Consider the following 15,387-nt stretch of genomic DNA (forward strand, 5'->3'; position numbering starts at 1 on the left):
GCTTGGCGCGGTAGAACAGGATCACCCCCGGCGCGTACAACAGCGCCGACAGCAGCAGGTACTTCAGCCCCCCGGCGTAAAGCAGCCAGATCGCATACACCAGCGCCACCCCGGCCACCAGCAGGTCCTTGCGCCGCGCCCCGGGGTGGCGCTCATAGGTTTCCCCGCGCAGTGCCAGCAGAAACGCATAGGCCGCCGACCACAGGTACGGCACCAGGATCATCGATGACGCCAGGTAGATCAGGCTGGTGTAGGTGCCCGCAGAGAACAGCGTGATCAGCAGGAACAGCTGGATCATGCAGTTGGTCATCCACAGCGCATTGACCGGCACATGATTGGCATTCTCGCGGGTCAGAAACCGCGGCATGGTCTTGTCACGGGCGGTGGCGAACAGGATCTCGGCACACAGCAACGCCCACGACAGCAGCGCCCCCAGCAGCGACACCGCCAGCCCCAGGCTGATCAGCAGCCCGCCCCAGGGCCCGACGATATGCTCCATCACCGAGGCCAGCGACGGGTTCTGCAAGCCGGCAAGCTCCGGCTGGGTCATCACCCCCAGCGACAGCACGTTGACCAGCACCAGCAGCGCCAGCACCCCGAGAAAGCCGATCACCGTGGCCTTGCCCACGTCCGAACGCCTTTCGGCACGGGCCGAATACACGCTGGCGCCCTCGATGCCGATGAACACGAACACGGTCACCAGCATCATGTTGCGCACCTGGTCCAGCACCCCGCCAAACTTGGGGTTGCTCAGCCCCCAGATGTCGCGGGTGAAGATATCGGCGCGAAACGCCACCGCCGCGATCACGATGAACATCACCAGCGGCACCACCTTGGCCACGGTGGTCACCAGGTTGATGAACGCCGCCTCCTTGATGCCGCGCAGTACCAGAAAGTGCACCGCCCACAGCAATAGCGAAGCGCAGGCGATGGCGATCGGCGTGTTGCCCTCCCCGAACACCGGAAAGTAGAAGCCCAGGGTGCTGAACAGCAGCACGAAGTAGCCCACGTTGCCCAGCCAGGCGCTGATCCAGTAACCCCAGGCCGACGAAAAGCCCATGTACTCGCCAAACCCGGCCTTGGCATAGGCATATACACCCGAATCGAGCTCGGGCTTGCGGTTGGCCAGGGTCTGGAACACGAACGCCAGCGCCAGCATGCCCACGGCGGTGATGCCCCAGCCGATCAGCACGGCGCCGACATCGGCCCGCGCGGCCATGTTCTGCGGCAGCGAGAAGATACCGCCACCGATCATCGAGCCCACCACCAGCGCGACGAGCGCACCCAAGCGCAGTTTCTGTCCTGGTTCGGACATGCAGTTCCCCTTTTCGTCCCGCGTTGTCATGGTGCTGTTACACACTAGGCCTAAATATAAGCACAGCCCTGACGTTTATAGTGGATTGTCTTCAAAACTATAACCTTCATAACTAGTACGTCTATGCCGAGGCGAACTAAACAGTGAGTTTTGCGTACCCCATCTACTTCATCAAGCAAACAAGATCTTTTCTCGTCAAAAATTTGCTAAACCCGTAAAAGCGACTAGCTTCAAATCTCGCAGCCATTCAGAGCGAATGCTCTAGAAAAAGGCTGGAGGTGCCATTGCACAAGGCTTGCGGGGTGTCGGCGAGGCGCCGGCTGCAGCGCTTCAAGTCCTTCAACAACAATGGAATGTATCAATGAACTGACCTGAATCAGCTCTCGTCACGCTTGCTGGATTTATTCTGGCATCTCTCTTCTCCTGGAATGGAGTTATCCAATGTCAGACACTCCCGGAAAACTACGACTGGGTGCGTTAGTCGCACTTGTAGTGGGTTCCATGATCGGCGGCGGTATCTTCTCGCTGCCGCAGAACATGGCCGCCAGCGCCGATGTCGGCGCCGTGCTGATCGGCTGGGGCATCACCGCCATCGGCATGCTGACCCTGGCCTTCGTGTTCCAGACCCTGGCCAATCGCAAACCTGACCTGGACGGCGGCGTATACGCCTACGCCAAGGCCGGTTTTGGCGACTACATGGGCTTTTCGTCCGCCTGGGGCTACTGGATCAGTGCCTGGCTGGGCAACGTGGGCTACTTCGTACTGCTGTTCAGCACCCTGGGCTACTTCTTCCCGATCTTCGGCGAAGGCAACACCCCGGCGGCGATCATCGGTGCCTCGATCCTGCTGTGGGCAGTGCACTTTCTGGTGCTGCGCGGCATCAAGGAAGCGGCGTTCATCAACCTGGTCACCACCGTGGCCAAGGTCGTGCCACTGGCGCTGTTCATCCTGATTGCCCTGTTCGCGTTCAAGCTGGACATCTTCACCGCCGACATCTGGGGCACGATGAACCCGGACCTGGGCAGCGTGATGAACCAGGTGCGCAACATGATGCTGGTCACCGTGTGGGTGTTCATCGGCATCGAGGGCGCCAGCATCTTCTCGGCCCGCGCCGAAAAACGCTCCGACGTGGGCAAGGCCACCGTGATCGGCTTCATCACCGTGCTGCTGTTCCTGGTACTGGTGAACGTGCTGTCGCTGGGCATCATGACCCAACCGGAACTGGCCAAGCTGCAGAACCCGTCGATGGCCGCCGTGCTCGAGCACGTGGTCGGTCACTGGGGCGCGGTGCTGATCAGCGTCGGCCTGATCGTCTCGCTGCTGGGGGCCCTGCTGTCGTGGGTACTGCTGTGCGCCGAGATCATGTTCGCCGCAGCCAAGGACCACACCATGCCGGAGTTCCTGCGCCGCGAGAACGCCAACCACGTGCCGGCCAACGCCCTGTGGCTGACCAACGCCATGGTGCAGATCTTCCTGGTCATCACGCTGTTCTCGGCCAGTACCTACCTGTCGCTGATCTACCTCGCCACCTCGATGATCCTGGTGCCCTACCTGTGGTCGGCGGCCTATGCGTTCCTGCTGGCACTGCGCAGCGAAACCTATGAACAGGCCCTGGCCGAACGCAAGAAAGACCTGATCATCGGCGGTATCGCACTGCTCTATGCCATCTGGCTGCTGTACGCCGGTGGCGTCAAGTACCTGCTGCTCTCGGCCCTGCTGTATGCCCCTGGCGTGGTGCTGTTCGCCAAGGCCAAGCGCGAGGTGGGCCAACCGATCTTTACCAACGTGGAGAAGCTGATCTTCGCCGCCGTAGTCATTGGCGCCCTGGTGGCGGCCTATGGCCTGTACGACGGCTTCCTGACTCTGTAACCCCCCGTATTCGCAACTTGGAGGAAATGAACCATGTCCACGGAAAAAGCTAAGTACGGCGTACATTCCGAAGCCGGCAAACTGCGCAAAGTGATGGTTTGCTCCCCAGGCCTGGCTCACCAGCGCCTGACCCCGAACAACTGCGACGAACTGCTGTTCGACGACGTACTCTGGGTCGCCCAGGCCAAGCGCGACCACTTCGACTTCGTGACCAAGATGCGCGAGCGCGGCATCGAAGTGCTGGAAATGCACAACCTGCTGACCGACATCGTCGCCATGCCCGAAGCACTGGACTGGATTCTGGAGCGCAAGGTCACCGCCGACTCGGTGGGCCTGGGCCTGATCAACGAAGTGAAATCCTGGCTGCGCAGCCTGGAGCCGCGACACATCGCCGAGTACCTGATCGGCGGCGTCTCGGCCGATGACCTGCCCGACAGCTTCGGTGGCAAGACCATCCAGATGTTCCGCGACTTCCTGGGCCACTCCAGCTTCATCCTGCCGCCGCTGCCCAACACCCAGTTCACCCGCGACACCACCTGCTGGATCTACGGCGGCGTGACGCTGAACCCGATGTACTGGCCGGCGCGTCGCCAGGAGACCCTGCTGACCACCGCCATCTACAAGTTCCACCCGCAGTTCACCAATGCCGATTTCGAGATCTGGTACGGCGACCCGGACAAGGACCACGGCAACTCCACCCTCGAAGGCGGCGACGTGATGCCTATCGGCAACGGCGTGGTACTGATCGGCATGGGCGAACGCACGTCGCGTCAGGCCATCGGCCAACTGGCGCTGAACCTGTTCAAGAACAAGGCCGTGGAACGCGTGATCGTGGCCGGGCTGCCGAAGTCCCGCGCTGCGATGCACCTGGACACCGTGTTCAGCTTCTGCGACCGCGACCTGGTCACGATCTTCCCCGAAGTGGTGAACCAGATCGTCGCCTTCACCCTGCAACCCGACGAAAGCAAGCAGGGCGGCATCGACATCCGCCGCGAAGAAGCCAGCTTCCTCGATGTGGTGGCCAAGGCCCTCAAGCTGCCCAAGCTGCGCGTGGTTGAAACCGGTGGCAACAGCTTCGCCGCCGAACGCGAGCAGTGGGACGACGGCAACAACGTGGTGGCCGTGGAGCCGGGCGTGGTCATCGGCTACGACCGCAACACCTACACCAACACCCTGCTGCGCAAGGCCGGTGTCGAGGTCATCACCATCAGTGCCGGCGAACTGGGCCGCGGACGTGGGGGCGGCCACTGCATGACCTGCCCGATCGTGCGCGACCCAATCGACTACTAAAACGACCATCGTCCGGCCGCGCCCACAAGGCGCCGGCCGGGCCGATCAGCCCTTTGCGTTCTAAAAGAACAGGAGCAACATCATGGCGTTCAACATCCACAACCGCAGCCTGCTGAGCCTGGAACACCACACCCCGCGCGAGCTGCGCTACCTGCTGGACCTGTCCCGTGACCTCAAGCGTGCCAAGTACACCGGCACCGAGCAGCAGCACCTCAAGGGCAACAACATTGCGCTGATTTTCGAGAAGACCTCGACCCGCACCCGTTGCGCCTTCGAAGTGGCCGCCTATGACCAGGGCGCCAACGTCACCTACATCGACCCCAACTCCTCGCAGATCGGCCACAAGGAGAGCATGAAGGACACCGCCCGCGTGCTCGGGCGCATGTACGATGCCATCGAGTACCGTGGCTTCAAGCAGGAAGTGGTCGAGGAACTGGCCAAGTTCGCCGGCGTACCGGTGTTCAACGGCCTCACCGACGAATACCACCCCACCCAGATGATCGCCGACGTGCTGACCATGCGCGAGCATGCCGACAAGCCGATCCACGACATCAGCTACGCCTACCTGGGCGATGCGCGCAACAACATGGGCAACTCGCTGCTGCTGGTCGGCTCCAAGCTGGGCATGGACGTGCGTATCTGTGCGCCCAAGGCCCTGTGGCCGCATGACGACCTGGTGGCACGCTGCAAACAGTACGCAGAGGAAAGCGGTGCCCGCATCACCCTCACCGAAGACCCGAAAGCTGCGGTCAAGGGCGTGGACTTCATCCACACCGACGTGTGGGTATCGATGGGCGAGCCGGTCGAAGCCTGGGGCGAACGCATCAAGCAACTGCTGCCATACCAGGTCAACGCCGAGCTGATGAAGGCCACCGGCAACCCACGCACCAAGTTCATGCACTGCCTGCCGGCGTTCCACAACTCCGACACCAAGGTCGGCAAGCAGATCGCCGAGCAGTACCCGCACCTGGCCAACGGCATCGAAGTGACCGATGACGTGTTCGAGTCGCCGGCCTGCATCGCCTTCGAGCAGGCGGAAAACCGCATGCACACGATCAAGGCGATCCTGGTGTCGACCCTGGCCGACCTGTAACCCCGCCGGGAGCCGGCGCTGCCGGCTCCTGCACCCTAGAAAGGACATCATCATGCGTATCGTTGTTGCATTGGGCGGCAACGCCCTGCTGCGCCGCGGCGAGCCCCTGACCGCCGACAATCAGCGCGCCAACATCCGTATCGCCGCCGAACAGATCGCCAAGATCCACCCCGGCAACGAACTGGTCATCGCCCACGGCAACGGCCCGCAGGTCGGCCTGCTGTCGCTTCAGGCGCAATCCTACAAACCCGACGAAGCCTACCCGCTGGACGTGCTCGGTGCCGAAACCGAAGGCATGATCGGCTACATCATCGAACAGGAGCTGGGCAACCTGCTGGACTTCGAGGTGCCCTTCGCCACCCTGCTGACCCAGGTGGAAGTGGACGCCAACGACCCTGCCTTCAAGGACCCGACCAAGTTCATCGGCCCGGTCTACGGCAAGGAAGAAGCCGAGCGCCTGGCCAAGGAAAAAGGCTGGGTGGTCAAGGCCGACGGCGACAAGTTCCGCCGCGTGGTGGCCAGCCCCAAACCCAAGCGCATCTTCGAGATCCGCCCGATCAAGTGGCTGCTGGAAAAGAGCAGTATCGTGATCTGTGCCGGGGGTGGCGGCATCCCCACCATGTATGGTGAGAACGGCAAGCTGCAGGGCATCGAGGCGGTGATCGACAAGGACCTGTGCTCGTCGCTGCTGGCCGAACAGCTGGATGCCGACCTGCTGGTGATTGCCACGGACGTGAACGCGGCGTATGTCGACTTCAACAAGCCGACCCAGAAAGCCATCGCCCAGGCCCACCCGGACGAACTGGAGCGCCTGGGCTTTGCCGCAGGCTCCATGGGGCCGAAGGTGCAGGCCGCTTGCGACTTTGCCCGGCACACCGGCAAAGTAGCGGTTATCGGCTCGCTGGCCGATATCGAAGACATCGTCAAGGGCACTGCCGGCACTCGGGTGAGTACGTCCAAGCCGGGTATCGACTACCGTTGATGCAGTTGGGCGGATCTGCAGGTCCGCCCGTTTCAACCTTCCAGAGGAGCCGCCATGGCCATATTCGAACCCGGTCATCTGCACATCGAGCGCCATGCGCTGAACAAGGCCGATTACAGCTACAACCTGTGCATCGACTACAAGGTTGAGCAGGATCCCAAGGAAGGCAAAGGCATGAGTTTTCGCATGCATGGCACCATCGAGGACAAGCCGATGGACGAAACCTTCTTCATGCCCAAGGACCAGGCTTTCGACTTCGCGCGGCAGGCCTCGATCATCGCGCAGAAGTACGGCATGCCCAAAACCGCCAGCATCAGCTCGCTGCACAAGATCTACGACATGATGTTCGAGGATGTGCGCGCACAGCTCGATGTGAAATCGGGCGACCCGGTCAAGCCCGAGCACCTGGGCTAGCTCACCACGACCTCATCGCGGGTCAAGCCCGCTCCCACAAAAATCACCTGCGCCTGTGGGAGCGGGCTTGACCCGCGATTCGACCGCGCAGCGGTCGCAGGGCATACTTGCCATCCCGGCAAGCCAGAACATCCCCCATGCGTATCCACGTCAGCTTCATCGACCGCGTCGGCATCACCCAGGAAGTGCTGGCCCTGCTCGGTGCCCGCCACCTCAACCTGGACGCCGTGGAGATGGTGCCGCCCAACGTCTACATCGACGCCCCGACCCTGAGCCCCGACGTGCTCGAAGAGCTGCATGACGCGCTGTTCAACGTGCACGGCGTGCAAAGCGTGAAAGTGGTCGACATCCTCCCCGGACAGCGCCGCCACCTGCAACTCGATGCCCTGCTCGCCGCCATGAGCGACCCGGTCCTGGCCCTGGACAGCGCCGGCCATGTGCTGCTGGCCAACCCCGCATTGATCGCCCTGTGCGGCCAGGACCCGGAGGGCCGCTCGGTGGGTGAGCTGTTCGGCGACCCGCAACTGCTCGATGCGCTGATCGAACAGGGTTTCCACCTGCCCCTGCGCGAAGTCACCCTCAACGGCCAGACCCTGCTGCTCGACGCCACCCCGATCACCAACGCCGGCGCCCTGCTGACGCTGTACCAGGCCAACCGCATCGGCGAACGCCTGTCGGCCCTGCACCACGACCATGCCGAAGGCTTCGACGCGCTGCTCGGCGACTCGCCGCCCATCCGTACCCTCAAGGCCCGCGCCCTGCGTGTGGCGGCGCTGGATGCGCCGCTGCTGATCCACGGCGAGACCGGCACCGGCAAGGAACTTGTAGCCCGTGCCTGCCACGCCATCAGCAGCCGCCACAACGCACCCTTCCTGGCACTGAACTGTGCGGCGCTGCCGGAGAACCTGGCCGAGAGCGAGCTGTTCGGCTACGCCCCCGGCGCCTTCACCGGTGCGCAACGCGGCGGCAAGCCGGGGCTGATGGAGCTGGCCAACCAGGGCACGGTGTTTCTCGATGAAATCGGCGAGATGTCGCCTTACCTTCAGGCCAAGCTGCTGCGGTTTCTGAGCGATGGCAGCTTTCGCCGCGTGGGCGGTGATCGCGAGGTCAAGGTCAACGTGCGCATCCTCAGCGCCACCCACCGCGACCTGGAAAAGATGGTTGCCGAAGGCAGTTTTCGCGAAGACCTGTTCTACCGCCTGAACGTGCTCAACCTGGAAGTGCCGCCGCTGCGCGAGCGTGGCCAGGACATCCTGATGCTGGCGCGTGCCTTCATGCGCCAGGCCTGCACGCAGATCCAGCGTCCGCTGTGCCGGCTGGCGCCGGGCACCTACCCGGCGTTGCTGGGCAACCGCTGGCCGGGCAACGTGCGCCAGTTGCAGAACGTGATCTTTCGCGCTGCGGCCATCTGCGAGAGCAGCCTGGTGGATATTGGTGACCTGGACATTGCCGGCACCTCGGTGGCGCGCCAAAGCGATGGTGAAGTGGCCAGCCTGGAGCAGGCCGTGGAGAACTTCGAGCGTGGCCTGCTGGAAAAGCTCTACGCCACCTACCCCTCCACCCGCCAGTTGGCCAGTCGCTTGCAGACTTCGCACACGGCTATTGCGCATCGGCTGCGCAAGTATGGCATTCCCGGAAAGGAAACCCTTCCGTAGCGAATTCGATACACCGTATCGATTTCGCTACATCGCCCGTTTGCCACTGTAATGCAAGGTTTTGATCCCTCTGCGCTTTTTCAATACTCGACAGGTGTAGCGATTTCGCTACGACCTGCATAACGAGCATCGCTGACAAATACATAACCAATTGATTTGTAAGCATTTTTTATAAATGGCCACGAACTTGCTAAGGAGATGTCAGTTCCGGGCTGGCCTGATGGTGAGCCCTACCGCACCCCTGAGGAGTTCCCATGAGCGAGTTGCGTTTTACCGAAGATCACGAATGGCTGCGCGCCGAAGCCGACGGCAGCGTCACGGTCGGGATCACCGCCTTTGCCCAGAACGCACTGGGTGACGTGGTCTATGTGCAACTGCCGGAACTGCAAACCTACGAAGCCGGGGCCGAAGCCTCCACCGTCGAATCGGTCAAAGCCGCCAGCGGCGTGTACATGCCGCTGACCGGTGAAGTGGTGGCAGTCAACGACCAGCTGCAGGACAGCCCCGAGCTGGTCAACGAAGACCCGCTGGGCGAAGGCTGGTTCTTCCGCTTCATCCCGGCCGATGCCGGCGCCGTCGCGCAACTGCTCGACCAGGACGCCTACGACCGTCTGATCAAAGCCAACGCCGACGCCTGAGGAAATCACCATGACCATCAACCTCGGCACCGCCAATCAGTTCATCGCCCGTCATATCGGCCCGCGCGACACCGACGAGCAGGCCATGCTCGCCACCCTGGGCTTCGACTCGCTGGAGGCCATGAGCGCCGCCGTGATCCCCGACAGCATCACGGGCACCAGCGTGCTCGAGCTCGGTGACGGGCAGAGCGAAGCCGATGCCCTGGCCTCGCTCAAGGCCATCGCCGGCAAGAACCAGCTGTTCAAGAGCTTCATCGGCCAGGGCTACTACAACACCCACACCCCGGCACCGATCCTGCGCAACCTGCTGGAAAACCCGGCCTGGTACACCGCCTACACCCCCTATCAGCCCGAGATTTCCCAGGGCCGCCTGGAAGCGCTGCTGAACTTCCAGACCCTGATCAGCGACCTCACCGGCTTGCCGATCGCCAACGCCTCCCTGCTCGACGAAGCCACGGCCGCCGCCGAAGCCATGACCTTCTGCAAGCGCCTGAGCAAGAACAAGGGCAGCCACGCCTTCTTCGCCTCGGTGCATTGCCACCCGCAGACCCTCGACGTGCTGCGCACCCGTGCCGAGCCGCTGGGCATCGAGGTGGTGGTGGGCGACGAGCGCGAGCTGGGTGACGTGAGCGCCTTCTTCGGCGCCCTGCTGCAGTACCCGGCCAGCAACGGCGAGGTGTTCGACTACCGCGAACTGGTGGAGCGCCTGCACGCCGCCAACGCGCTGGTGGCGGTAGCCGCCGACCTGCTGGCGCTGACCCTGCTGACCCCGCCGGGCGAATTCGGCGCCGACGTGGCCATCGGCAGCGCCCAGCGCTTCGGCGTGCCGCTGGGCTTCGGCGGCCCGCATGCGGCGTACTTCTCCACCCGCGATGCGTTCAAGCGCGACATGCCCGGGCGCCTGGTCGGCGTGTCCATCGACCGCTTCGGCAAGACCGCCCTGCGCCTGGCCATGCAGACCCGCGAGCAGCACATCCGCCGCGAGAAGGCCACCAGCAACATCTGCACCGCCCAGGTACTGCTGGCCAATATCGCCAGCATGTACGCCGTGTACCACGGCCCGCAGGGCCTCAAGCAGATCGCCCAGCGCACCCACCAGCTGACCGCGATCCTGGCCAGCGGCCTCAAGGCACTGGGCGTGAACGTGCAGAACGCCGCGTTCTTCGACACCCTGACCCTGGCCACCGGCGGCGCGACTGCCGCGCTGCATGAACAGGCGCGCGCCCGCCAGCTCAACCTGCGCCAGATCGATGCCGACCACCTGGGCCTGTCGCTGGACGAAACCAGCACCCAGGCCGATGTCGAGGCCCTGTGGCAGCTGTTCGCCAATGGCCAGGCCGTACCGGACTTCGCCGCGCTGGCCACTGCCACGCCAGCACGACTGCCGGCCGCCCTGCTGCGCCAGTCGGCCATCCTCGAACACCCGGTGTTCAACCGCTACCACAGCGAAACCGAACTGATGCGCTACCTGCGCAAGCTGGCCGACAAGGACCTGGCGCTGGACCGCACCATGATCCCGCTGGGCTCGTGCACCATGAAGCTCAACGCCGCCAGCGAAATGATCCCGGTGACCTGGGCCGAGTTCGGCAACCTGCACCCCTTTGCCCCCGCCGAGCAGAGCCAGGGCTACCAGCAACTGACCGACGAGCTGGAGGCCATGCTGTGCGCCGCCACTGGCTATGACGCCGTGTCGTTGCAGCCCAACGCCGGTTCGCAGGGCGAGTACGCCGGCCTGCTGGCGATCCGCGCCTACCACCAGAGCCGGGGCGATGCCCGCCGCGATATCTGCCTGATTCCCTCCTCGGCCCACGGCACCAACCCGGCCACCGCACACATGGCCGGCATGCGCGTGGTGGTCACTGCGTGCGATGCCCGTGGCAACGTCGACATCGACGACCTGCGCGCCAAGGCCATCGAGCACCGCGACCAGTTGGCCGCGCTGATGATCACCTACCCGTCCACCCACGGCGTGTTCGAGGAGGCCATCGGCGAGATCTGCGCGATCATCCACGACAACGGCGGCCAGGTGTACATCGACGGCGCCAACATGAACGCGATGGTCGGCCTGTGCGCACCGGGCAAGTTCGGCGGCGACGTGTCCCACCTGAACCTGCACAAGACCTTCTGCATCCCCCACGGCGGTGGCGGCCCGGGCGTCGGCCCGATCGGCGTCAAGGCGCACCTGGCGCCGTTCCTGCCGGGCCATGCGCACCTGCACAACCCCCAGGGCGCGGTATGCGCAGCGCCGTTCGGCAGTGCCAGCATCCTGCCGATCACCTGGATGTACATCCGCATGATGGGCGGCGCCGGGCTCAAGCGTGCGTCGCAGATGGCGATCCTGAATGCCAACTACATCGCCCGCCGCCTGGAAGAGCACTATCCTGTGTTGTACACCGGCGGCAATGGCCTGGTGGCGCACGAGTGCATCCTGGACCTGCGCCCGCTCAAGGACAGCAGCGGCATCAGCGTCGACGACGTGGCCAAGCGCCTGATCGACTTCGGCTTCCATGCCCCGACCATGTCGTTCCCGGTGGCCGGCACGTTGATGATCGAGCCGACCGAGAGCGAGGCCAAGGAGGAACTGGACCGCTTCTGCAACGCCATGATCTGTATTCGCGAAGAGATTCGCGCAGTGGAGAACGGCAGCCTGGACAAGGACGACAACCCGCTGAAGAACGCCCCGCACACCGCGGCCGAACTGGCCGGCGAATGGCCCCACGGCTATAGCCGCCAGCAGGCGGTGTACCCGCTGCCATCGCTGGTGGAGGCCAAGTACTGGCCACCCGTGGGGCGTGTCGACAACGTGTTCGGCGACCGCAACCTGATCTGCGCCTGCCCGTCGATCGAAAGCTATCAGGACGCCTGAGGGCCTCTTCGCCGGCAAGGCCGGCTCCTGCAGAGCCCGCGCGCATCTGTAGGGGCCGGCCTTGCCGGCGAAGCTTTTCAACCTGCACGAGGGTACGACCATGTCACTCAGCGTCTTCGACCTGTTCAAGATCGGCATCGGCCCCTCCAGCTCCCATACCGTCGGGCCGATGCGCGCAGCCGGGCGTTTTGCCGAGGGCCTGCGCCGCGACGACCTGCTGGCCAGTACCGCCAGCGTCAAGGTCGAGCTGTACGGCTCGCTCGGCGCCACCGGCAAGGGCCACGGCAGCGACAAGGCGGTGCTGCTGGGGCTTGAGGGCGAACACCCCGACAGCGTCGACACCGACACCATCGCAGCGCGCCTGCAGGCGATCCGCAGCAGCGGGCAGCTCTACCTGCTGGGCGAGCACGCCATCGAGTTCAACGAAAAACAGCACCTGGCGATGATCCGCAAGCCGCTGGCCTTTCACCCCAACGGCATGATCTTTCGTGCCTTCGACGCCGCCGGCCTGCAGGTACGCAGCCGCGAGTACTACTCGGTGGGCGGCGGTTTCGTGGTCGACGAAGGCGCCGCCGGGGCCGACCGTATCGTCGAGGACAGCACCACACTGCCCTACCCGTTCAAGACGGCCCGGGAACTGCTTGGCCACTGCACCACGCATCACCTGAGCATCAGCCAGGTGATGCTGGCCAACGAATCGGCCTGGCGCCCCGAGGCCGAGACCCGCAGCGGCCTGCTGCACATCTGGCAAGTGATGCAGGACTGCGTGGCTGCCGGCTGTCGCAACGAGGGCATTCTGCCCGGCGGGCTCAAGGTCAAGCGCCGCGCTGCGGCCCTGCACCGCCAGCTGTGCGCCAACCCCGAGGCGAGCCTGCGCGATGCGCTGTCGGTACTCGACTGGGTCAACCTCTATGCCCTGGCGGTCAACGAAGAGAATGCCTCCGGCGGTCGAGTGGTCACCGCACCCACCAATGGCGCTGCCGGCATCGTGCCGGCGGTGCTGCACTACTACATGCGCTTCATCGGGGGTGCCAGCGAAGACGGCGTGGTGCGCTTTCTGCTCACCGCCGCTGCCATCGGCATCCTGTACAAGGAAAACGCCTCGATCTCGGGGGCCGAAGTGGGCTGCCAGGGTGAGGTCGGGGTGGCCTGTTCGATGGCAGCCGGGGCCCTGTGCGAGGTGCTGGGCGGCAGCGTGCAACAGGTCGAGAACGCCGCCGAAATCGGCATGGAACACAACCTGGGCCTGACCTGCGACCCGATTGGCGGGCTGGTCCAGGTGCCCTGCATCGAACGCAATGCCATGGGCTCGGTCAAGGCGATCAACGCGGTGCGCATGGCCTTGCGCGGCGACGGGCAGCACTTCGTCTCGCTCGACAAGGTGATCCGCACCATGCGCCAGACCGGCGCCGACATGAAAAGCAAATACAAGGAGACCGCCCGCGGCGGTCTGGCCGTCAACATCATCGAGTGCTGACAACCTCAAGCCTCTAGAAGGAGTCATCAATGTCCACCGACACACTGCTGCAAACACCGCTTCATGCCCTGCATCTGGAACTGGGCGCGCGCATGGTGCCGTTCGCCGGCTACGACATGCCCGTGCAGTACCCGCTGGGGGTGCTCAAGGAGCACCTGCACACCCGCGAACAGGCCGGCCTGTTCGACGTGTCGCACATGGGCCAGATCCGCCTGGTGGGCGCCGATGCCGCCAAGGCCCTGGAAACCCTGGTGCCGGTCGACATCATCGATTTGCCGGTGGGCATGCAGCGCTACGCGATGTTCACCAACGAACAGGGCGGCATCCTCGACGACCTGATGGTGGCCAACCTGGGCAACGACGAACTGTTCCTGGTGGTCAACGCCGCCTGCAAGGACCAGGACCTGGCCCACCTGCGCCAGCACATCGGCACGCTGTGCCAGGTGCAGCCGCTGTTCGAAGAGCGCGCCCTGCTGGCCCTGCAGGGCCCGGCGGCGGTCAAGGTGCTGCAGCGCCTGGCCCCCGAGGTGGCGGACATGACCTTCATGCAGTTCAAGCCCGTGGTGTTGCTGGGCGTGGACTGCTACGTGAGCCGTTCGGGCTACACCGGCGAAGACGGCTTCGAGATCAGTGTGCCCAGCGCCAGCGCCGAGGCCCTGGCCCGTCACCTGCTGGCCGAGCCGGAAGTGGCCGCCATCGGCCTGGGCGCGCGCGACTCGCTGCGCCTGGAAGCCGGCCTGTGCCTGTACGGGCATGACATGAATGCTGACACCACGCCGATCGAGGCGAGCCTGCTGTGGGCCATCTCCAAGGTACGCCGCGCCGATGGCTCGCGGTCGGGAGGCTTTCCCGGCGCTGCTGCGATCTTCGCCCAGCAGCACAGCGGCGTGGCGCGCAAGCGCGTCGGCCTGCTGCCGCAGGAGCGTACCCCGGTGCGCGAAGGGGCCGAGATCGTGGATGAGGCCGGCACGGTGGTCGGCAGCATCTGCAGCGGAGGCTTCGGGCCCACGCTGGGCGCGCCAGTGGCGATGGGATATGTGGACCAGGCCCATGCAGCGCTCGATACACCGCTGTGGGCCATCGTGCGCGGCAAACGGGTGGCGATGAAGGTCAGCAAGATGCCGTTCGTTGCCCAGCGCTACTATCGCGGCTGAAACAGCGCAATTGAAACAAGGTGTCATGGCGCGTTCGGAATATTCGTTTTCGAACGCGTTTTACAACTTTCGAACACGCCCGACAGCGGCCCGCAAACAGCCCCGGAAATTTCCCGCCAGGCCCCGTGGTGCGGCGCTCTGCGGGACTTGTTTTTGCAATCGAAATGAGTGTAGATTCACTGCACTGTGTTTGCATGGGTCGCTATGGTTCGTGACCTGGGCAGTAGCGCCGAGTTTTGCTACAACCCGTTCGACGTCTCTTACTTTCCTGCAACCCAGCCCAGTACTCTTTCAATGAAAGAAACTGTTACTAATTCTAAGTTTCAAAGGAAATAAGACAATGTCCCAACGTCAGAGCGGTACCGTCAAGTGGTTTAACGACGAGAAAGGTTTTGGTTTCATCACTCCAGAAAGCGGTCCGGATCTGTTCGTACACTTCCGCGCTATTCAGGGCAACGGCTTCAAGAGCCTGAAAGAAGGCCAGAAAGTGACCTTCGTTGCTGTGCAGGGCCAAAAAGGCATGCAAGCCGACGAAGTTCAAGCCGAAGCCTGATCTTCATCAACGAAAGAGCCCCTGCTGGCAACAGCAGGGGCTTTTTTGTGCGCGCAATTCCGTAGAATGGGCGCTTTGTCA

The 15,387-nt window shown here is 63.9% G+C and carries 12 protein-coding genes; 11 read left to right on the forward strand and 1 reads right to left on the reverse strand.

Annotated elements, in window-relative coordinates; genetic code table 11:
* The coding region (arcD, locus tag JZZ72_RS05435) for an arginine-ornithine antiporter (RefSeq protein ID WP_210014148.1) at positions 1-1,315 on the reverse strand (1,315 nt) is incomplete at its 3' end.
* A 441-nt stretch (positions 1,316-1,756) separates the two neighbouring features.
* Between arcD (JZZ72_RS05435) and arcD (JZZ72_RS05440) the strand changes: the two genes are divergently transcribed.
* The 11 genes from arcD (JZZ72_RS05440) to JZZ72_RS05490 all read left to right on the forward strand — a co-directional run bounded on the left by arcD (JZZ72_RS05440) (position 1,757) and on the right by JZZ72_RS05490 (position 15,306).
* Complete coding sequence (gene arcD / locus JZZ72_RS05440; RefSeq protein ID WP_054915088.1) at positions 1,757-3,184, forward strand: arginine-ornithine antiporter; 1,428 nt, start codon at positions 1,757-1,759, stop codon at positions 3,182-3,184.
* Positions 3,185-3,217: 33 nt separating this feature from the next.
* Positions 3,218-4,474, forward strand: a complete 1,257-nt coding sequence (gene arcA / locus JZZ72_RS05445) for an arginine deiminase (RefSeq protein WP_043862423.1) — start codon at positions 3,218-3,220, stop codon at positions 4,472-4,474.
* 82 nt (positions 4,475-4,556) lie between these two features.
* Positions 4,557-5,567, forward strand: a complete 1,011-nt coding sequence (locus JZZ72_RS05450) for an ornithine carbamoyltransferase (RefSeq protein WP_043862424.1) — start codon at positions 4,557-4,559, stop codon at positions 5,565-5,567.
* Between the two features lie 52 nt (positions 5,568-5,619).
* A complete protein-coding gene (gene arcC, locus JZZ72_RS05455) occupies positions 5,620-6,549 on the forward strand; it encodes a carbamate kinase (RefSeq protein ID WP_043862425.1) in 930 nt (309 codons plus the stop codon).
* 54 nt (positions 6,550-6,603) lie between these two features.
* Positions 6,604-6,963: a DUF5064 family protein gene (locus JZZ72_RS05460; RefSeq protein WP_043862426.1), complete on the forward strand. Its 360-nt coding sequence runs from the start codon at positions 6,604-6,606 to the stop codon at positions 6,961-6,963.
* A 137-nt stretch (positions 6,964-7,100) separates the two neighbouring features.
* A complete protein-coding gene (locus tag JZZ72_RS05465; protein ID WP_043862427.1) occupies positions 7,101-8,618 on the forward strand; it encodes a sigma-54-dependent transcriptional regulator in 1,518 nt (505 codons plus the stop codon).
* Between the two features lie 254 nt (positions 8,619-8,872).
* Positions 8,873-9,256, forward strand: coding sequence for a glycine cleavage system protein GcvH (gcvH, locus tag JZZ72_RS05470; protein WP_210014149.1), 384 nt, complete (start codon positions 8,873-8,875; stop codon positions 9,254-9,256).
* A 10-nt stretch (positions 9,257-9,266) separates the two neighbouring features.
* Complete coding sequence (gene gcvP / locus JZZ72_RS05475; RefSeq protein ID WP_210014150.1) at positions 9,267-12,122, forward strand: aminomethyl-transferring glycine dehydrogenase; 2,856 nt, start codon at positions 9,267-9,269, stop codon at positions 12,120-12,122.
* Positions 12,123-12,222: 100 nt separating this feature from the next.
* Entirely contained in the window at positions 12,223-13,599 is a 1,377-nt protein-coding gene (locus JZZ72_RS05480) for an L-serine ammonia-lyase (protein ID WP_210014151.1), read from the forward strand.
* Positions 13,600-13,628: 29 nt separating this feature from the next.
* The gene (gene gcvT / locus JZZ72_RS05485; RefSeq protein ID WP_210014152.1) at positions 13,629-14,753 is read left to right on the forward strand and encodes a glycine cleavage system aminomethyltransferase GcvT; all 1,125 of its coding nucleotides are present in this window, start codon (positions 13,629-13,631) and stop codon (positions 14,751-14,753) included.
* 340 nt (positions 14,754-15,093) lie between these two features.
* Positions 15,094-15,306, forward strand: coding sequence for a cold-shock protein (locus JZZ72_RS05490; protein WP_003175786.1), 213 nt, complete (start codon positions 15,094-15,096; stop codon positions 15,304-15,306).
* Positions 15,307-15,387 lie beyond the last annotated feature (81 nt).

Source organism: Pseudomonas palmensis (assembly GCF_017848315.1).
Lineage (GTDB): Bacteria > Pseudomonadota > Gammaproteobacteria > Pseudomonadales > Pseudomonadaceae > Aquipseudomonas > Aquipseudomonas palmensis.

Coding starts and splice junctions, on each gene's coding strand:
- arcD (WP_054915088.1), top strand. CDS start 1,757: ATGTCAGACACTCCCGGAAAACTACGACTGGGTGCGTTAGTCGCACTT.
- arcA (WP_043862423.1), top strand. CDS start 3,218: ATGTCCACGGAAAAAGCTAAGTACGGCGTACATTCCGAAGCCGGCAAA.
- JZZ72_RS05450 (WP_043862424.1), top strand. CDS start 4,557: ATGGCGTTCAACATCCACAACCGCAGCCTGCTGAGCCTGGAACACCAC.
- arcC (WP_043862425.1), top strand. CDS start 5,620: ATGCGTATCGTTGTTGCATTGGGCGGCAACGCCCTGCTGCGCCGCGGC.
- JZZ72_RS05460 (WP_043862426.1), top strand. CDS start 6,604: ATGGCCATATTCGAACCCGGTCATCTGCACATCGAGCGCCATGCGCTG.
- JZZ72_RS05465 (WP_043862427.1), top strand. CDS start 7,101: ATGCGTATCCACGTCAGCTTCATCGACCGCGTCGGCATCACCCAGGAA.
- gcvH (WP_210014149.1), top strand. CDS start 8,873: ATGAGCGAGTTGCGTTTTACCGAAGATCACGAATGGCTGCGCGCCGAA.
- gcvP (WP_210014150.1), top strand. CDS start 9,267: ATGACCATCAACCTCGGCACCGCCAATCAGTTCATCGCCCGTCATATC.
- JZZ72_RS05480 (WP_210014151.1), top strand. CDS start 12,223: ATGTCACTCAGCGTCTTCGACCTGTTCAAGATCGGCATCGGCCCCTCC.
- gcvT (WP_210014152.1), top strand. CDS start 13,629: ATGTCCACCGACACACTGCTGCAAACACCGCTTCATGCCCTGCATCTG.
- JZZ72_RS05490 (WP_003175786.1), top strand. CDS start 15,094: ATGTCCCAACGTCAGAGCGGTACCGTCAAGTGGTTTAACGACGAGAAA.